Here is a 16,793-nt window from a genome sequence, read left to right as displayed (position 1 = left end):
GGGCGATGCGCCCGGCCTGGACGGAGGTGGTCCGGATTGATTGTGTCACGCGCCAAAGCGCAGCGTGAAACAGGTCGCCGCCGGCCCGGAGGCCACGCACAGGGTGCCGCCGTGGGCCAGCATGATCGCGCGTGTGATCGCCAGCCCAAGCCCGGCGCCATCGGCGTCGCCGCGGGTGCGCGAACGCTCGGCACGGAAGAAGCGTTCGAACAGATGGGGCAGGGCATCGGCCGGAATGGGCGGGCCGGGATTGCGCACGGTCACCTCGGTGGCCCCCGCCGTGTCTGCCACCGTCACCGCGATGGTGGCGCCGCGCGGGGTATGGCGCAGTGCATTGGACAGCAGGTTGCCGAGCGCGCGGCGCAGCATCAGCCGGTCGCCGCGCACCTGGCCCTGGCCGTGCAGCGCCAGCGTGATGCCGCGTTCCTCGGCGAGCGCGTCGTAGAAATCGAACAGTTCGGTCACCTCCCGCTCCAGCACCACCGTGCCGGCCTCGGGCAGCCCGCCGCCGTGCTCGGTGCGCGCCAGGAACAGCATGTCGCCGATCATCCGGCTCAGGCGCTGCAGTTCTTCCGCGTTGGACAGCAGCACATCCTGGTACTCGGCCGCGCTGCGTGGCCGCGCCAGCGCCACTTCGGTCTGGGTGAGCAGGTTGGTGATCGGCGTGCGCAGTTCGTGCGCGATGTCCGAGGACAGCTCGCTCAGGCGCTGGAAGTCGGCCTGCAGACGCGCCAGCATCGCATCGAGATGGGCAGCCAGTTCGGCGATCTCCGGCGGCGCCGGCTGCAGCGGCATGCGCTGGTCCAGGCGCTCGGCGGTGACCTCGCGGGCACGCGCGGCCATCGCGCGCAGGGGCGCCAGGCCACGCCGTGCCGCAAGCCAGCCGAGCAGGCCGATCAGCAGCGCCGAGGCCGCCACGTACAGCGCCAGGCGGCCGGTGAAGTCCTGCAGGAAGCGGGTATGCGGTGCGGTGTCCAGCAGCACGGTGATCTGCAGCGGGCCGTGTGCGGGATCGGCGGTGGTGCGCACATGGCGCAGCCGGTGGTCGCGTCCCTGCGCGTCGCGGTGCCAGGCCCGCGCGACGCTGGTGGGAGCCGGCAGTGCGGCGCCGGCCGAGCGGTACAGCAGGCTGCCATCGCCGCGCAGCACCTCGGCGCTGAAGCCGGCCTGGTGGTCCAGCGCCTCGGCCAGGCGCACCCCGGCCTGGTCGGGCGGGGCATCGGCGACGATGGACGCGATCAGCCGCACCTTGTTGTCCAGGTAACGGTCGTCCTGCTGCACGAAATGCTGCTGCACGGTGGAGAGGATCAGCGCGCCCAGGCCGGCCAGCACCACGGTGGAGACCGCGGCGAACAGCACGGTCAGGCGCGCGGTAAGCGATAGCGGCCTCATGCCGGTGGGTCGGCGTCGCCGGCATCGAGCACATACCCCATGCCGCGCACGGTGACGATCAGCTTGCGTTCGAAACCGTCATCCATCTTGGCGCGCAACCGGCGGATGGCCACGTCGATGACGTTGGTGTCGCTGTCGAAATTCATGTCCCATACCTGCGAGGCGATCAGCGAGCGGGGCAGTACCTCGTTGCGCCGGCGCACCAGCAGTTCCAGCAGGGTGAATTCCTTGTGGGTGAGCACCAGCCGCTGGCCGGCGCGGGTGGCGCGACGGCGCGGCAGGTCGAGCACCAGATCGGCAACCTGCAGGCGGTCCTGCTGCGGGTGCAGGTGGCCACGGCGCAGCAGCGTGCGCAGCCGCGCCAGCAGTTCAACGAAGGCGAACGGTTTGACCAGGTAGTCGTCCGCGCCCAGCTCCAGGCCCTTGACCCGGTCGCCGACGCTGTCGCGCGCGGTCAGGAACAGCACCGGCGTGGTGCGCCCGGCAGCACGCAGCGCCTGCACGATGTGCCAGCCGCTCACGTCCGGCAGCATCACATCGAGCACGATCAGATCGTACGCTCCGGTCATCGCCAGATGATGTCCATCCAGCCCGTTGCGCGCGTGGTCCACCACGAAGCCCGCTTCGCTCAGCCCCTGGCGCAGGTACTCGCCGGTCTTGGGTTCGTCCTCGACCACCAGCAGTTTCATTCGTTGGCCCGCCTGCATCCTTCCTGGGCACGACCGCGTCGTGTACACCTGCGCCGGCTACTGTATGACAGCGACCGCACGGCAGGATGACCCGCGCATTACGAGGATGTAATGCGCGCGTCATCGCCGCGACGGGCGCCGCTTCCTAGATTGCGGAACCGCCGTGGCCCACGGATACCGCAAGGACTCTTCGCATGCAGCACCTCCGCCTTCTTCGTCTTGTTGCCTTCGCTGGCGCCAGCCTGGCCCTGGCCGCATGCGCGCAGCCGCCCGCGCCGACCACCGCAGCACCCGCCGCTGCCGATGCGCAGTCCGCTGCGGCGCCGGTATCCCCGGCGGGGCACATGGTGGTGCACAAGAGTGCCAGTTGCGGGTGCTGCGGCATCTGGGTCGACCATGTGCGGCGCGCCGGCTTCAGCGTGGAGGTGCGCGATACCGACGACCTGATGACGGTCAAGCAGCGCCTGGGCGTGCCGCTGGACAAGGCCGCCTGCCACACCGCGGAAGTGGGGCCCTATATCGTCGAGGGGCATATCCCCGCCACCGATATCCAGCGCCTGCTGCGCGAACGCCCGCTCGCGCGTGGCCTGCTGCTGCCGGGCATGCCGGCCGGATCGCCCGGGATGGAGGTGCCCGGCATGCCGGTGCCCGGCTATACGGTGGAACTGCTGGGCAGGGATGGCCGGACAGCCCCGTTCAGCCGGCACGGAAGGGCCCCGGACGAAACCTGAGGAGATCGCTCGTGTATACTCACCCCCACTATAGTTCCGAGGTCGCGTCCATGCCGCATTCGCCACAGGAGAAGAAGCGCGTCCTGGCCCGTGTGCGCCGCATCCGCGGCCAGTGCGATGCGCTGGAGCGCGCGCTGGAGGGCGGCGCGGACTGCAGCCCGGTGCTGCAGCAGATCGCGTCCATCCGCGGCGCCGTCAACGGGCTGATGTCCGAAGTGATGGAGGCGCACCTGCGTGAAGAGTTTGGTCAGCCGGCGCAGTCCGACGCGCAGCGCGAGGCACGCGTGCGCGAAATGAGCGTGCTGATCCGGTCCTACCTGAAGTAAGCGCGGGCGACCGCGCCCTGTCCCGATCCGTTTCCCGTCCTGGAGAGTTCCCGATGAAATCCCGTGCTGCCGTTGCCTTCGCCGCTGGCGAACCGCTCAAGATCGTCGAGATCGATGTCGCTCCGCCGCAGAAGGGCGAAGTGCTGGTGCGGATCACCCACACCGGCGTCTGCCACACTGACGCCTTCACGCTGTCCGGTGATGATCCGGAAGGCCTGTTCCCGGCCGTGCTCGGCCACGAAGGCGCCGGCATCGTGGTGGAAGTGGGCGAGGGCGTCACCAGCGTCAAGCCGGGCGACCACGTGATTCCGCTGTACACCGCCGAGTGCGGCCAGTGCCTGTTCTGCACGTCGGGCAAGACCAATCTGTGCGTCGCCGTGCGCGCCACCCAGGGCAAGGGCGTGATGCCCGACGGCACCACCCGCTTCTCGTACAACGGCGAGCCGATCTATCACTACATGGGCTGCTCGACCTTCAGCGAGTACACCGTGGTGGCCGAAGTCTCGCTGGCCAGGATCAACCCGGACGCCAACCCGGAACATGTGTGCCTGCTCGGGTGCGGCGTCACCACCGGCATCGGCGCGGTGCACAACACCGCCAAGGTCCAGGAAGGCGACAGCGTGGCCGTGTTCGGCCTCGGCGGCATCGGCCTGGCGGTGATCCAGGGGGCGCGCCAGGCCAAGGCCGGTCGCATCTTCGCGATCGACACCAACCCGTCCAAGTTCGCATTGGCGCGGCAGTTTGGTGCCACCGACTGCGTCAACCCGAAGGATCACGACAAGCCGATCCAGCAGGTCATCGTCGAGATGACCACGTGGGGCGTGGACCACACCTTCGAGTGCATCGGCAACGTCAACGTGATGCGCGCCGCGCTGGAATGCGCGCACCGCGGCTGGGGCCAGTCGGTGATCATCGGCGTGGCCGGGTCGGGCCAGGAGATCTCCACCCGTCCGTTCCAGCTGGTCACCGGCCGTTCCTGGAAGGGCACCGCCTTCGGCGGCGTCAAGGGCCGCAGCCAGCTGCCGGGCATGGTCGAGGATGCCATGAAGGGCGACATCGAACTGGCGCCGTTCGTTACCCACACGATGGGCCTGGAGCAGATCAACGAGGCATTCGACCTGATGCACGAAGGCAAGTCGATCCGCTCGGTGGTCCACTACTGATCATGCCGGGCGGCGTGGCAACCGCGCGCCGCCCGCGGGGGAAACATCATGGAACGCATTGAACACCGCGCCGCTTCCGGCGGTTGGCAGGACGTGTACCGGCACCGCTCGCAGGTGCTGGGCTGCGAGATGACATTCGCGGTCTATCTGCCGCCGCAGGCCGCCTCGCGTCGGCTGCCGGTGCTGTACTGGCTGAGCGGATTGACCTGCACCGAGCAGAACTTCATCACCAAGGCCGGTGCGCAGCGCTATGCCGCCGAGCACGGGGTGATCCTGGTGGCGCCGGACACGAGCCCGCGTGGCGATGACGTCCCCGATGCGGACGGCTACGACCTGGGCAAGGGCGCCGGTTTCTACCTCAATGCCACCGAGCAGCCGTGGGCCACGCACTACCGGATGTACGACTACATCGTGGACGAGCTGCCGGCGCTGGTCGAGGCGCACCTGCCAGCGACGGCGGCGCGCGGGATCAGCGGGCATTCGATGGGTGGCCACGGCGCGCTGGTGATCGCGCTGCGCAATCCGGGCCGCTACCGCAGCGTGTCGGCCTTCTCGCCGATCGTCGCGCCCACACGGGTGCCGTGGGGGCAGAAGGCCTTCGCCGCGTACCTGGGCGAAGACCGTGCGGGCTGGGCGGCCTGGGATGCCAGCGAACTGGTGGCCACGGCCAGCGAACGCCTGCCGCTGCTGGTCGACCAGGGCGGCGGCGACGAGTTCCTCGACACCCAGTTGCAGCCGCAGTGGCTGCAGGCGGCCTGCACGGCGGCAGGCCATCCGCTGCAGTTGCGCCTGCAGCCCGGCTACGACCACAGCTACTACTTCATCGCCAGTTTCATCGGCGAGCACATCGCGCATCACGCCCAGGCACTGCACGCCTGAGGATCGGCGGCAGGATCACAGGTCGTCTTCTTCCGCCGCCTCGCGGCCCTGCTGGCGGATCAGGGCTTCCTCGCGCGCATCGTTGATCGCGTGGCGGACGCTGTCCAGGTCGATGGTGGATTCGTCGTGGACGAAGGTGCCGGTCAGTTCGCTGTCCGGCAGCAGGTCACCGGCCTCGAACAGCGCCCACATCTCCTCGCCGTACCAGGTATCGAGCAGTTCCGGAGCGAAGCGGCCGAGGTACGCGGTAAGGTTGTTGACGTCACGCAGCAGCATGCTGCGCGCGGCATTGTTGCCACCGGCGTTGACCACCTGCGGGAAGTCGATCACCACCGGGCCATCCGGCCCGACCAGCACGTTGTACGGCGACAGATCGCCGTGGATGAGGCCGCAGCACAGCATCCGCACCACCTGGCGTACCAGCACGCGATGGAACTCGCGGGCCTGGTCGGCTTCCAGTTCCACCTCGCCCAGGCGGGCCGCGGAGAAGCCGTCGGCATCGGTCACCAGTTCCATTACCAGCACGCCGTGGAAATAGCCATGCGGCTCGGGCACGCGCACGCCGGCATCGCGCAGCTGGTAAAGCGCGTCCACCTCGGTGTTCTTCCAGGCGGTTTCCTGCTGCTTGCGGCCGTACCTGCTGGCCTTGCCGACCGCACGGGCCTCGCGGCTGCCGCGCACCTTGCGGCCTTCCTGGTACTGCACGCGCTGCTGGAAACTGCGTTGCGCCATGTCCTTATAGACCTTCGCGCAGCGCACATCGTCGCCACTGCGGACCACGTACACGGCTGCTTCCTTGCCGCTCTTGAGCGGACGCAGCACTTCATCGATCACGCCGTCGTCGATCAGCGCCTGCAAGCCTTGGGGGGTCTTCACGGAATCTCGCGGATGGGGCCGGCGCCAGTGCGCCCGCCGGGGAGGGCCCGGGATTTTCGCATCTTCGGGCCGGGCCGGCCATCGTGGCGTTCAGCCACGCGCCGAGGGTGTGAGGACGGGGCGGTCGTCGTGCCACTGCGCAGCAGGGTGGTTGAATATGACGTTCAGTGACGTTTTTGGCTGTTTATATTAAGTGGGCTATCGAAAATATAAACTCAATTGATTATTTGATGAATTTGGGTGGAGATAATTCATGCGCTCTCCACGGCGGTGCTTTCTATGGTGGGTGTACGGCCTGAATCCACTGTCGACCAGGTCATCACTCTGCATATTCATGGGGCGTATTGATGTCACTACTCGATGGTCTGATCGACGAAGCCGCGCGTGCAACCGGACTGGGCGGCGACGCGCGGAAACTGGTCGCGGTCGTGGCCGGCTACATATTCACCGTGCCGGGTGGGCTCAAGGGGTTCCGCGACAAGTTCGCCAAGGCCGGTCTGGGGGAGGTGTTCGATTCCTGGATGGGTCATGCGCTGCATCCCCGCAGTGTCAGTGCAGGCCAGGTGCAGCATGTGATCGGCAACCGCGACATGATCGCCCTTGCCGACAAGGCCGGCGTGGGCAGCGGGGCCATCGGCGCGACGCTGGCCACGGTGCTGCCGATGCTGGTACGCAGGGTGACGCCCGACGGTACGCTGCCCACCGCTTTGCCCACGACCTGCAGCAGCTCATCAACGGCGTGACCGGTGCGGGGCAGGTCCATCGCGTGGATGCCATCCACCACGCTTCGCCTCCCCGTCGCGCCGGCCCGTGGAAATGGCTGCTGCCCTTGCTGGCCCTGCTTGGGCTGGCGTACTGCGGCTGGCAGGCAAAGAACGGCCGGATGCAGGAGCGTCCGGCGGCCACGCCGGACGCTGCGGCCACGCCAGTGGTGGCGACGCCATCGCGGGCCCAGCCGCAGCTGGATCTGCGCACGGCCGACGGCAAGGTGAACGTGTCCGGCCGGCTGCCCAGCGCAAGTGAGAAGCACCGGCTGCTGGAGGCGCTCGGCACCACCTTCGGCACCGGCAATGTTGTCGGCGACATCCAGGTCGATCCGGCCGCCCAGCCGGCGGGATGGATGGACACGCTGATCAAGCTGCTGCCCCGCCTGAAGGCCAACGGCCTGCGAATGGCCTTCAGCGGTGACAGAATCGATCTGGACACCTCGGCGATGCAGCAGGCGCAACGGTTCGAAGTGAGCCGGCTGTTGCAGGGGGAACTGAGCCGTTTCGAGCTGTCGGGTCTGTTCGATCCGGGAGTGGCGGCGCTCGATGGACTGGCCTCCGGCTACGGCGCCGCGGATCTGACGGCGGCGCTCAACCAGACCACCATGACCTTCGAGTCCAATTCGGCGACCCTCTCGCCCAGCAGCCGGGAGATCCTGCGGATCGCGGCCAAGGCGCTTGCAGGCGCACCGGACGGTACGCACGTTGTCGTGGGCGGGCACACCGACAGCCAGGGTGATCCGGTCGCCAACCTGGCGTTGAGCCGGCAACGTGCCCAGGCCGTCGTGGATGCGCTGGTGGCCCTGGGGGTGCCGGCCGGGCGCCTGAGTGCGCGGGGGCACGGCTCGAACCAGCCGATTGCCGACAACCGTACCGGGGAGGGTCGCGCAGCCAACCGGCGCATCGCCTACACGGTGAAGTAGGCGGCGCGGGCGTCTCTCCCGTCCGTTGCCTGCCGACACCTCCTTGCCGATGCCGGCAGGAGGTGTCTTCACTTTGCATCGGCAATACTGCGGCCAACGGGGATGGCCGGAACAGCCGGGGCGGGCCGGGCGCGCCGGTCGCCGCGCCGCAAAGGGAGAAACAGGCATGGCATGGTGGCTGTCTGCGGCATATGTGGTTGCCCACGGGGTGGCGCTGGTGCTCCTGCCCGCGCATGCCCAGACCCTGTCATATTCGTTCCTGATCGGCGCCCCCCTGCTGGCGGCGGCGGCCTGCGTGCGGCGCAGTCTCGGCAGCGAGGCGGTGGTGGGCTGGGTGGCGCTGGCCGTGGGCATGGTGCTGTGGGCCGGCGGCATGGCGATGAACATGTACCAGGAGGTGGGGCTGGGCAATGCCGACTCCACCCCGGGCATCAGCATGCTGCTGTACGTGCTGTACGGCGTGCCGTTGACCTTCGCGATGGCCCATCCGCGGCACGCGCCGTGGTTTCTCAGCGTGATCGATGGTGCGATGGCCCTGCTCCTGGGCTATCTGTTCTTCGTCTACACCTTCTCCTTTGTCACGATCACCGACGCTTCCGATGCCGGGGTGGACAGCCTGCGGCGGATGTTCGATATCGAGAACCTGTTCATCGCCGGCTTCGCGCTGCTGCGATGGCTGGCCAGTGAAGACCGTTCGCGCCGCGCCTTTTTCGGCGCGTTGAGTCTGTTTGCCTGCGTCTATCTGGTGGTGGCGGCCTACATCAACCACTTCGGTTCCGAGACCAGTTACGGCAGCCTGGTGGACCTGCTGATCGACGTGCCGTTCCTGGTGCTGGCCGTGGTCGCCTGGCGGCGTTCGCCGGTCCGCCCGGTCGAGGTGTCGCGGCGGCTGGCGTTGGGCGTGCGGGCGGGCAGTCCATTGATTCTGGCGATCTCGCTGCTGGTGATGTCGGCCCTGCTGGTGCGCGCGCACCCGATGCTGGCGGTGGCCGGCTTTGCCTTCGCCACGCTCGGCTCGGGCCTGCGCAGTGTGCTGATGCAGGTGCGCTCGCTGGAGCAGCAGGATCGGCTGGATGTGCTGGCGCGGGTCGATGGCCTGACCGGCGTGGCCAACCGCCGCCAGTTCGATCAGGTGCTGCAGGCCGAATGGAACCGGTCGCGGCGCAGCGGGCAGGGCATAGCGCTGCTGATGGTGGACATCGACCACTTCAAGGTGTTCAACGACCGCTACGGGCATCCGCTCGGCGATGCCTGCCTGCGCGCGGTGGCGGCCGCACTGGCCGGCTGCGCCACGCGCGCGACCGATGTGGTGGCGCGCTACGGCGGCGAGGAGTTCGCGGTGGTGCTGCCGGCGGCATCCCGCGAGGGCGTGCTGGCCTTGGCCGAGACCATGCGCATCGCGGTCGAGCGGCTGCGGCTGAACTCGCCGGCCTCGGTCTGCCAGATCGGGGTGACCATCAGCATCGGGGTGGCGCAGCTGGACAAGGTCACCACGGCGGCCCCGGGCGAGCTGGTGGCCGCCACCGACGCGGCGCTGTACGAAGCCAAGCGACAGGGCCGCAACCGGGTGGTGGAGGGGCAGGTGGCGGCGGGGCTGGACGAGGACCTGGACCGGTAGCGCCGGACGCTGGCCGGCACTCCGCGTGCGGTCACACGCGGGCCTCCGCCGCGGGACTCATCGCACGTCGCGCAGTTCCCAGTGATGCCCGGCGAGCAGGCGCAGGCGCTGTTTGAACACGTCACTGTCGATGCGGGTGGTGGCGACCAGGTTGATCCGCAGGTCGTCCTGCGAGCCGGTCACGGTTGCCGCCGGATCGGTGGCGCCCCATTGCGACTCGACGGCGTCCGGGTCGGGCTGCTTGGCGCGCCACTTCTCGAACAGCGTGGTGCTGCGCAAAGCGTCCTGAAGCTCCTCGGCGAAGCCGGCGGCGCTCTGCGAGTGGAAGGAAAGATCGGGATCGTTGCCGCGGGCCTTGGACGGGTCCGGCAGGCTGATGTGGTACTGCGCTGACATGATTGCCTCCATTGAATGATCCAAGGCTCGCAGATCGCCGGTGGATTCGGTGTGCAGGACTCAGGCGCGGAAGGTATGCGGTTCATCGGCAAAGCCGACCGTGACCGCGCCCTTGCCGACGTTGACCATCCCGGTCAGGCTCATCACCGCCTCGAACAACTGCACCCCGTGCGCCTCGCAGGTCTGGCGCAGCGTGGCGTAGCCGGGCAGGGCCTGCAGGTCGGCCAGCTCGCCGCCGTAGCTGACGCAGACGGTGGGGGTCATCAGCCCGGCCCTGACCCGTTGGCCGACGAAGTCGAACAGCTTCTGCACCGCGTTGTCGAAGCCCTTGATCTTGGCGACCGGGCCGGTTTCGCCGCGGTATCCGTGCAGCACCGGCTTGATGTCCAGCGCGCTGCCCAGCGCAGCGCTCAGCAGGCCCACGCTGCGGTCGCCCTTGTGGCGTGCGCGGGCACGCATGTAGTACAGGTCGCGGGTGACCATGTAGCCGTGCACGTTGTGGGCCAGCAGCTCGAGCCGCTCGCGGATCTGCTGCACGCCGGCACCGCTGTCGCGCAGGCGCACCGCTTCCACCGCGGTTACGCCCTGGGCGGCGAACAGGTTCTGGGTGTCCAGCACGCGCAGCGCGAACGGCGAGTTGTAGCCGGCTGCCTGGCGCACCGGTTTGTAGTCGTTGAGGATCGCGAAGCTGGCCTGCATCGCGTTGTCGTGGATCGGGCTGCGCGTCTTGGTGATCGTCATGCAGAAGACATGGTCGTAGTCGATCACCAGCTTGCCCAGGAACAGGTCGCGGATCTGGTTGACGCTGAACGGGATGGTTTCCGCTTCCGCGCCGTTCTCGGCCACATGCGCATGCAGGAAACTCAGGGTCGCCTGTTCGTCGCGGTGGTCGGCCAGCACCGCTTCGCCGATACGTACGGTGATGGGCAGCAGCACGATGTTGTGCTGCTGGATGAAGTCTGGTGGCAGGTCGCACGCCGAGTCGACCACGATTCCGATGCGCATCCTGTGCCCCCCTCAAGGCCGGTATTGGTTCGGAACTGTGAAAGCTATCTCAATTTTCGCCGGTTTGCCCGGTCCATCGTGCGGGGGCCGCTCAGCGGCTGCGTTCCACCGCCACCGGCAGCGAGGCCAGCCGGTCCCATTCACCGCCGCGGACCGTGTCCGGGTCGGCCAGCACGGCCTGCATCAGGTCGTGGGCGTCGTTGCCCCAGTACAGCTCGCCATCGATGGACAGGGTCGGCACGCCAAACACTCCGGCGGCGATGGCCGCGTCAGTGTTGCGGCGCAGTTGTTCCTTCACGTCCGGCGCGCCGATGGCGGCGGCCACGTCCGCCACGTCCAGCATCGCGCCGGGCAGGGCCAGCGCGGCGGCGCTGTCACCGGCATGCCCGTCGCGCCAGATCCAGTTGAACAGGATGTCGATCGACGCCGGGGTGGCGCCCGCGGCCAGGCACAGGCGCAGCGCGGCCAGCGGATTGAACGGGTGGCCGGGCGGGAAGCGCAGCGTCACTTCCTCGCGCCGGGCCTGCCAGAGCAGGTGCCGGTACATGGCACGACGCTTGGCCGGGATCTCCGCCGGGCCCAGATTGCCCAGGTGGTGCAGCACCGCGCCGAAGGCGATCGGTACCGGGGTGATCTTCTCGAACTGCGGCAGGGCTTTCAGCTTCTGCCAGTGCAGGTAGGAGAACGGCGAGACGAAATCGAAGTACCAGCGCAGGGTCATCGGAACATCCTTGCAGGGTCAGCGCGAGTATGCGCGCGGTTCGGTGGTGGGCGGGGCCAGATAGCGGTCGCGCAGCTCGGTCTGCCGCGAGCGCATCGGCATCGCGCGGCCGCCCAGCCAGACCTGTTCGGCGTAGTGGCCCACATCCAGCGGGTCGCCGTCCCACAGCACCAGGTCGGCCAGCTTGCCCGGCTCGAGGGTGCCGATGCGGTCGCCCACGCCCAGCACCTGGGCCGGCACCCGGGTCAGCCCGGCCAGCCCGTCGGCCCACGGCAGGCCGTTGGCGACCGCATTGCCGGCCAGCTGGCGCATTTTGCGCGCGTTGTGCGAGGCGTCGTCGCGCTGCGCAAAGCTCACCGCGACGCCGGCCGCGTGCAGGCGTGCGGCGTTGTCCAGGGTCGCCCCGAGCTGGTCGAAGCTGGTCGGCAGGTTGCCCAGCGCATCGACGAACACCGGCACCCGGGCCTGGGCAAGCTGCGGTGCCAGGCGCCAGGCTTCGGCGCCGCCGGCGATGGCGATCCGGACCTTCTCGCGGGCCGCCCAGCGCAGCAGTTGGCGGATGTCGGCGGCACGGTCCACCTGCACCACGATCCGGCCCTGGCCGGCCAGGTAGCGGGCCAGCGTGGCGCGGCCGGCCGGGGTGAGCAGGGCATGCGGCGAGTCGGCCGGGACCCGCCCGCGCGCCTCGCTGACCATCTGTTCCAGCAGCATCCACTGCGCGGCGCGGGAACTGCCGGTCAGCTCGGCACCGGGGGCGCCCAGGCGGACATACAGGGCCAGCGGGCCGATCGGATCGGCACTGCCATCCAGCCGGACCACGCCTCCCTGGCCGGCGATGAAGCCGCCACCGCTGTTGGCGCCCAGTGCGGTGAAGCCGATGCCGTCCAGGCGCGCCACCGGGATCAGCACCGAGGCCGGGTTGTAGGCCAGGCTGACATCGAACTCCGGCCGCAGCGGCTGGTCGGGCAGCTTGAGCGCACTGTCGACCGTGGTTGACTCGCCGGACACCTCGTCAATGCCGATGTCGGTGATGCCACCGAACAACGCAGGGGTCAGCGGCTTGCCGCCGGCCTCGACAACGGGCACCCCGGCCGGTGCCGACAGCCCGGTGCCGACCGCACGGATCACGCCGCCCTGGACCAGCACGTCGGTGTTGGTCAGGCTGCCGCGCGCAGTGGCGGTGTGCACCGTGGCGTTGCGGATGAGCAGGTCCTGCGCCTGCAGCGGCAACGCTGTCAGCATCAGCAGCGCGGTGGTGCCGAGCCATGCCCGGCAACGTGATCCCAGGGGCTGGGCGGCAACGCGGTTCATGGCGCTCACGGGCGTGCCTCCTGGCCGAGCATGAAGTCCGACAGCGGCTGTCGGCGCGTGTCCTGGCGGTCGTAGACGGCGTGGCCGTCGATGTACACCTTTTCTGCAAGCGCGTAGGAACTGAAGGGGCTGCCGTTCCAGATCACCACGTCGCCCATTTTGCCCGGCTCCAGACTGCCCGTCTGCTTCTCCACGCCCAGCGAGCGCGCGGCATTGAGGGTGAGCCACATCATCGCGCGCTCGGGCGCGATCTCGATGCCTGCGCGACGCGCGTTGGCGATCGCCTTGGCCGCTTCCTGGTTGAGCCGCTGGATGCCCTCGGGAGAATCGGAGTGCACGATCGCGCAACTGTTGGCCGGGCGGTCCACCAGCGCGATGTTGTCCTGGATGCCGTCGAAGGCCTCCATCTTGAAGCCCCACCAGTCGGCCCACAGCGCGCCGCACACGCCTTCGGCGGCGAGCCGGTCGGATAGTTTGTAGGCTTCCACCGCGTGGTGGAATGCCGCGATCCTGAAGCCGAACTCGTGCGACAGATCCAGCATCGTCGCCATCTCGTCGGCGCGGTAGCAGTGGATGTGCACGCGGATGTCACCCTGGATCGCGCCGGCCAGCGTATCCAGTTTCAGGTCGCGCTTGCCGCCGGCATCGCCGGCGCTGTCCCCTTTGTCCCCTCCGCTGAACCAGCGCTTCTTCTTCGGCTTCTTCGGGGTGTTCTTGGCGATGTACTCGCTGGCATCGATGAACGCCGCGCGGTAGCCGGCCACATTGCCCATGCGCGTGCCCGGGGCGACGCCCTTGCCGCCGCCGTACACCCGCTTGGGATTCTCGCCGCAGGCCATCTTCAGTCCCCACGGTGCCCCCGGGAATTTCATCGCCTGGTAGGTGGTGGCTGGAACATTCTTCAGGGTCACGCCGCGCCCGCCGACCAGGTTGGCCGAGCCGGGCAGCACCTGCATCGCGGTCACGCCACCGGCCAGCGCTGCGGCGAATCCGGGGTCTTGCGGCCAGACCGAGTGTTCGGCCCACACATTGGCGGTGACCGGTGCGGTCATCTCGTTGCCGTCACTGTGCGCGCTCACGCCCGGGCTGGGGTACACGCCCAGGTGCGAGTGCACGTCGATGATGCCCGGCGTCACCCACTTGCCCTGGCCGTCCACGCGCACGGCGTCGGCCGGCACCGGCAGCGCGGGGCCGACGGCGGCAATGCGGCCATCACGCAGCAGCACGTCGGCATTGTCCAGGCGCGTGCCGGTGCCGGTCAGCACGGTGGCGTTGTGGATCAGCACCGGGGCCGAGGCGATCGGGGCGTAGGTGCTGGGATACGGGTCCTGCACGAAGCGCGAGGCGGCCGGCGCCGACGGCGCGGCCAGTGAGAACAGCGCCAGGCCCAGCCCGGCGGTCAATCGTGTGCGCATGTGATCCCCGATGCGGCGTGAACGTAGGGGTGACGCTAGCCGTTGGGCGGGGGCGTTGCCAAGTGACCAAACGCATGTTGCTTGCTTATTGGCCGATCTCACCGAGAATTACCGAGTGCACCTCATGCACGACCGGACGCGCTCGATGAAGAACAAGCTGGAAATCGTGGAAAACTGGCTGCCGCGCTACACCGGCGTCCCGCTGGAGCAGTTCGGCCCGCATGTGCTGCTGACCAATTTTGCCGGCTACCTGCACACGTTCTCCCAGCTCACCGGCGCGCCGGTGCAGGGCCTGGACCGGCCGATGGCCAGCGTCACCAGCGACGGCATCACGCTGATCAACTTCGGCATGGGCAGCCCCAATGCCGCGATCATCATGGATCTGCTGTCAGCCGTGATGCCCAAGGCGGTGCTGTTCCTGGGCAAATGCGGCGGGCTCAAACGCAAGAACCAGCTCGGCGACCTGGTCCTGCCGATCGCCGCGATCCGGGGCGAGGGCACGTCCAGCGACTACCTGCCACCGGAAGTGCCGGCGCTGCCGGCCTTCGCCCTGCAGCGTGCGGTATCCACCATGATCCGCGACCTGGGCCACGACTACTGGACCGGGACGGTGTACACCACCAACCGCCGGGTCTGGGAGCACGATGAAGCCTTCAAGGAAAAACTGCGCCTGATGCGCTGCATGGCCATCGACATGGAGACTGCCACCCTGTTCGCGGCCGGCTTCGCCAACCACATCCCGATCGGGGCGCTGCTGCTGGTGTCCGACCAGCCGATGATCCCCGACGGGGTCAAAACCGAGGCCTCCGACGCCAAGGTGAGCTCCCAGTTCGTCGAAAACCATATCCAGATCGGTATCGAGGCGCTTAAGCTTATACGGCGCAACGGCAAGTCGGTCCGCCACCTGCGCTTTGACGAGTGATGGCAATGGCACAGGCGGGCGTCCGGCGGACGCGCCGCCTACAGGGGCAGTAAATGGACGTGGCGGCACAAGTGGTGGAATTCTGGCGCGACGCGGGGCCGCAGCAGTGGTTCGCGCGCGATGACGCGTTCGACGCGCGTTTCCGCCAGGCATTCCTGGAGGAACACTTCGCCGCTGCCCGCCGCGCCCGCGAGCACTGGCTGGGTACCGCCGAGGGCGCGCTGGCACTGATGATCCTGCTCGACCAGTTCCCCCGGAACTGCTTCCGCGACACTGCCCACTCGTACGCCACCGACGGACTGGCCCGCCACTACGCCATGCGCGCGGTGGAGGAGGGCCTGGACCTGCAGCTGGTCCCCAAGCTGCGTGCCTTCATCTACCTGCCGTTCGAGCACTCCGAAGATCCGCAGGACCAGGAGCGCTCGGTGGCCATGTTCGATGCGCTGGGTGACAAGGAGTACCTGCAGTACGCCGAGCTGCATCGCGACATCATCCGCCGCTTCGGCCGGTTCCCGCATCGCAACGCCGTGCTGGGCCGGATGCCGACCGCCGCGGAGCTGGATTACCTCGCCGAAGGCGGCTTCGCCGGCTGAAGGGCCGCTCACGACGCGGTCGGTGCCACGGCCGCGGATAAAAAAAACGCCGGCATCGCCGGCGTTTTTCTTCTGCGTGGATCCGCACCCGATCAGTAGGTCGGCACGCTGTTGTCCACGTCCTTGGACCAGGCGTCGATGCCGCCGGTGATGTTGTACACCGTGGTGAACCCCAGCGCGCGGAACTGCTCGGCGGCCTGGGCACTGCGGCCGCCGTGGTGGCACAGGAAGGCCAGCGCAGTGTCCTTGGGCAGGGCTTCCAGGCGGGCGCGGTTGTCGCCGTCGAAGGTTTCGAACGGCCCGTTGATCGCGGCGATCGCACGCTCGTCGGCCGGACGCACGTCCACCACGGTCACAGTGCCGGCACGCAGCCGGTCGTCGGCGTCGCGCACGCCCAGTTCCTGCACCGGCTTGGGCGCATTGGGGTTGTCGATGGCCAGACCCTGGCCCCGGATGTCGTCGACCCAGTCGATGGTGATGCCGTCGGCACGGCGCGCGCTGGCCAGGTCGAACTGCACGCGCAGGCCGTTGGACTCGGCGGCGATCGCGTTGTCATCGTGCGGGGCCAGCTGGAAGTTCGGCTGGAAGCGCGCGTCGATGCCCAGCTGCAGGGACGCACCCGGGGCGTCGGCCAGCGCACCGCGCAGCATCTCCACCGCCGCCGGGGTGACGGTGATGCGCGGCGGGGTGCGGTCCGGGGCGGCCAGGCCGAGCAGGCTGCTCAGCTCGCCGCTGCCGGCCATCTGCAGGATGATGTCGCTGCCGCCGACCAGTTCGCCGTCGATGTACAGCTGCGGGATGGTCGGCCAGTCGCCGTAGGCCTTGATCCCTTCACGGATCTCGGCGTCGGCCAGCACGTTGACGTGGGCGAACTCCACGCCCAGGTCCTGCAGCGCGCCCACGGCCTTGGCCGAGAAGCCGCACTGCGGCATGGTCGGCTGGCCCTTCATGAACAGCACGACGCGGTTGGCGTTGAGAATGGATTCGATGCGCGAACGCAGGGCGGGATCGAGGGACATGGGGTTCGGGTCCGGATATGCGAACCCCCTATTCTACGCGGCATGGC

At 68.6% G+C, this 16,793-nt stretch carries 18 protein-coding genes; 9 read left to right on the top strand and 9 right to left on the bottom strand.

Translation table 11 applies throughout. From position 1 onward, the window contains the following. Positions 1-45: 45 nt before the first annotated feature. Both ACPEH1_RS05690 and ACPEH1_RS05685 read right to left on the bottom strand, forming a co-directional pair. Entirely contained in the window at positions 46-1,392 is a 1,347-nt protein-coding gene (locus ACPEH1_RS05690) for a heavy metal sensor histidine kinase (protein WP_166473439.1), read from the bottom strand. After that, complete coding sequence (locus ACPEH1_RS05685; protein WP_153164759.1) at positions 1,389-2,081, bottom strand: heavy metal response regulator transcription factor; 693 nt, start codon at positions 2,079-2,081, stop codon at positions 1,389-1,391. Before ACPEH1_RS05685 ends, ACPEH1_RS05690 begins: the two co-directional genes overlap by 4 nt. A gap of 194 nt (positions 2,082-2,275) precedes the next feature. Here ACPEH1_RS05685 and ACPEH1_RS05680 point away from each other — a divergent pair, with 194 nt between their 5' ends. From ACPEH1_RS05680 to fghA, 4 genes are read left to right on the top strand one after another with little or no spacing between them, the layout of a single operon-like run. Then, positions 2,276-2,812: a DUF411 domain-containing protein gene (locus tag ACPEH1_RS05680; protein WP_208020007.1), complete on the top strand. Its 537-nt coding sequence runs from the start codon at positions 2,276-2,278 to the stop codon at positions 2,810-2,812. A gap of 50 nt (positions 2,813-2,862) precedes the next feature. Then, a complete protein-coding gene (locus tag ACPEH1_RS05675; RefSeq protein ID WP_017356129.1) occupies positions 2,863-3,138 on the top strand; it encodes a metal/formaldehyde-sensitive transcriptional repressor in 276 nt (91 codons plus the stop codon). 53 nt (positions 3,139-3,191) lie between these two features. Next, entirely contained in the window at positions 3,192-4,301 is a 1,110-nt protein-coding gene (locus tag ACPEH1_RS05670; protein ID WP_017356130.1) for an S-(hydroxymethyl)glutathione dehydrogenase/class III alcohol dehydrogenase, read from the top strand. Between the two features lie 48 nt (positions 4,302-4,349). Then, the gene (gene fghA / locus ACPEH1_RS05665; protein WP_017356131.1) at positions 4,350-5,180 is read left to right on the top strand and encodes an S-formylglutathione hydrolase; all 831 of its coding nucleotides are present in this window, start codon (positions 4,350-4,352) and stop codon (positions 5,178-5,180) included. A 15-nt stretch (positions 5,181-5,195) separates the two neighbouring features. On the opposite strand, the gene ACPEH1_RS05660 is transcribed toward fghA, so the two are convergent. Continuing rightward, the gene (locus ACPEH1_RS05660; RefSeq protein WP_026070784.1) at positions 5,196-6,056 is read right to left on the bottom strand and encodes a PA4780 family RIO1-like protein kinase; all 861 of its coding nucleotides are present in this window, start codon (positions 6,054-6,056) and stop codon (positions 5,196-5,198) included. 347 nt (positions 6,057-6,403) lie between these two features. Between ACPEH1_RS05660 and ACPEH1_RS05655 the strand changes: the two genes are divergently transcribed. The 3 genes from ACPEH1_RS05655 (at position 6,404) to ACPEH1_RS05645 (ending at position 9,364) form a co-directional block, all read left to right on the top strand. Continuing rightward, positions 6,404-6,799, top strand: coding sequence for a YidB family protein (locus tag ACPEH1_RS05655; RefSeq protein ID WP_423715415.1), 396 nt, complete (start codon positions 6,404-6,406; stop codon positions 6,797-6,799). A gap of 23 nt (positions 6,800-6,822) precedes the next feature. Then, the gene (locus ACPEH1_RS05650; protein ID WP_423715414.1) at positions 6,823-7,746 is read left to right on the top strand and encodes an OmpA family protein; all 924 of its coding nucleotides are present in this window, start codon (positions 6,823-6,825) and stop codon (positions 7,744-7,746) included. Between the two features lie 166 nt (positions 7,747-7,912). Next, entirely contained in the window at positions 7,913-9,364 is a 1,452-nt protein-coding gene (locus tag ACPEH1_RS05645) for a GGDEF domain-containing protein (protein ID WP_136005033.1), read from the top strand. Between the two features lie 57 nt (positions 9,365-9,421). On the opposite strand, the gene ACPEH1_RS05640 is transcribed toward ACPEH1_RS05645, so the two are convergent. The 5 genes from ACPEH1_RS05640 to ACPEH1_RS05620 form a co-directional block, all read right to left on the bottom strand. Next, positions 9,422-9,760 (bottom strand): hypothetical protein, encoded by a 339-nt coding sequence (locus ACPEH1_RS05640; RefSeq protein ID WP_136005029.1) that lies wholly within the window; start codon positions 9,758-9,760, stop codon positions 9,422-9,424. Positions 9,761-9,820: 60 nt separating this feature from the next. Beyond that, entirely contained in the window at positions 9,821-10,765 is a 945-nt protein-coding gene (locus tag ACPEH1_RS05635; protein ID WP_136005026.1) for a DegV family protein, read from the bottom strand. Positions 10,766-10,856: 91 nt separating this feature from the next. Further along, complete coding sequence (locus ACPEH1_RS05630; protein ID WP_423715413.1) at positions 10,857-11,486, bottom strand: 2-hydroxychromene-2-carboxylate isomerase; 630 nt, start codon at positions 11,484-11,486, stop codon at positions 10,857-10,859. Positions 11,487-11,504: 18 nt separating this feature from the next. After that, entirely contained in the window at positions 11,505-12,797 is a 1,293-nt protein-coding gene (locus ACPEH1_RS05625; protein ID WP_136005310.1) for an amidohydrolase family protein, read from the bottom strand. A 5-nt stretch (positions 12,798-12,802) separates the two neighbouring features. After that, positions 12,803-14,212 carry an amidohydrolase gene (locus ACPEH1_RS05620; protein ID WP_026070653.1) on the bottom strand — a complete coding sequence of 470 codons (1,410 nt, stop codon included), beginning with the start codon at positions 14,210-14,212 and terminating at the stop codon, positions 12,803-12,805. A gap of 145 nt (positions 14,213-14,357) precedes the next feature. Between ACPEH1_RS05620 and ACPEH1_RS05615 the strand changes: the two genes are divergently transcribed. Together ACPEH1_RS05615 and ACPEH1_RS05610 are read left to right on the top strand one after the other, a co-directional pair. Further along, positions 14,358-15,134, top strand: a complete 777-nt coding sequence (locus ACPEH1_RS05615) for an AMP nucleosidase (RefSeq protein WP_423715431.1) — start codon at positions 14,358-14,360, stop codon at positions 15,132-15,134. 53 nt (positions 15,135-15,187) lie between these two features. Continuing rightward, complete coding sequence (locus tag ACPEH1_RS05610) at positions 15,188-15,727, top strand: DUF924 family protein (protein WP_017355289.1); 540 nt, start codon at positions 15,188-15,190, stop codon at positions 15,725-15,727. Positions 15,728-15,819: 92 nt separating this feature from the next. Here ACPEH1_RS05610 and grxD read toward each other — a convergent pair whose 3' ends face one another. Further along, positions 15,820-16,746, bottom strand: a complete 927-nt coding sequence (grxD, locus tag ACPEH1_RS05605) for a Grx4 family monothiol glutaredoxin (protein ID WP_423715411.1) — start codon at positions 16,744-16,746, stop codon at positions 15,820-15,822. Between the last annotated feature and the right edge of the window lie 47 nt (positions 16,747-16,793).

Origin of the sequence: Stenotrophomonas sp. NPDC077421, from assembly GCF_049545505.1 — a bacterium.
GTDB lineage: Bacteria > Pseudomonadota > Gammaproteobacteria > Xanthomonadales > Xanthomonadaceae > Stenotrophomonas > Stenotrophomonas nematodicola.
Note: the sequence above shows the minus strand (reverse complement) of the source record. Positions and strands in the feature narration are given on the sequence as shown.

Excerpts from the sequence above, each read along its gene's own strand:
- ACPEH1_RS05690 (WP_166473439.1), bottom strand. The coding sequence starts at position 1,392 with ATGAGGCCGCTATCGCTTACCGCGCGCCTGACCGTGCTGTTCGCCGCG.
- ACPEH1_RS05685 (WP_153164759.1), bottom strand. The coding sequence starts at position 2,081 with ATGAAACTGCTGGTGGTCGAGGACGAACCCAAGACCGGCGAGTACCTG.
- ACPEH1_RS05680 (WP_208020007.1), top strand. The coding sequence starts at position 2,276 with ATGCAGCACCTCCGCCTTCTTCGTCTTGTTGCCTTCGCTGGCGCCAGC.
- ACPEH1_RS05675 (WP_017356129.1), top strand. The coding sequence starts at position 2,863 with ATGCCGCATTCGCCACAGGAGAAGAAGCGCGTCCTGGCCCGTGTGCGC.
- ACPEH1_RS05670 (WP_017356130.1), top strand. The coding sequence starts at position 3,192 with ATGAAATCCCGTGCTGCCGTTGCCTTCGCCGCTGGCGAACCGCTCAAG.
- fghA (WP_017356131.1), top strand. The coding sequence starts at position 4,350 with ATGGAACGCATTGAACACCGCGCCGCTTCCGGCGGTTGGCAGGACGTG.
- ACPEH1_RS05655 (WP_423715415.1), top strand. The coding sequence starts at position 6,404 with ATGTCACTACTCGATGGTCTGATCGACGAAGCCGCGCGTGCAACCGGA.
- ACPEH1_RS05645 (WP_136005033.1), top strand. The coding sequence starts at position 7,913 with ATGGCATGGTGGCTGTCTGCGGCATATGTGGTTGCCCACGGGGTGGCG.
- ACPEH1_RS05640 (WP_136005029.1), bottom strand. The coding sequence starts at position 9,760 with ATGTCAGCGCAGTACCACATCAGCCTGCCGGACCCGTCCAAGGCCCGC.
- ACPEH1_RS05635 (WP_136005026.1), bottom strand. The coding sequence starts at position 10,765 with ATGCGCATCGGAATCGTGGTCGACTCGGCGTGCGACCTGCCACCAGAC.
- ACPEH1_RS05630 (WP_423715413.1), bottom strand. The coding sequence starts at position 11,486 with ATGACCCTGCGCTGGTACTTCGATTTCGTCTCGCCGTTCTCCTACCTG.
- ACPEH1_RS05625 (WP_136005310.1), bottom strand. The coding sequence starts at position 12,797 with ATGAACCGCGTTGCCGCCCAGCCCCTGGGATCACGTTGCCGGGCATGG.
- ACPEH1_RS05620 (WP_026070653.1), bottom strand. The coding sequence starts at position 14,212 with ATGCGCACACGATTGACCGCCGGGCTGGGCCTGGCGCTGTTCTCACTG.
- ACPEH1_RS05615 (WP_423715431.1), top strand. The coding sequence starts at position 14,358 with ATGAAGAACAAGCTGGAAATCGTGGAAAACTGGCTGCCGCGCTACACC.
- ACPEH1_RS05610 (WP_017355289.1), top strand. The coding sequence starts at position 15,188 with ATGGACGTGGCGGCACAAGTGGTGGAATTCTGGCGCGACGCGGGGCCG.
- grxD (WP_423715411.1), bottom strand. The coding sequence starts at position 16,746 with ATGTCCCTCGATCCCGCCCTGCGTTCGCGCATCGAATCCATTCTCAAC.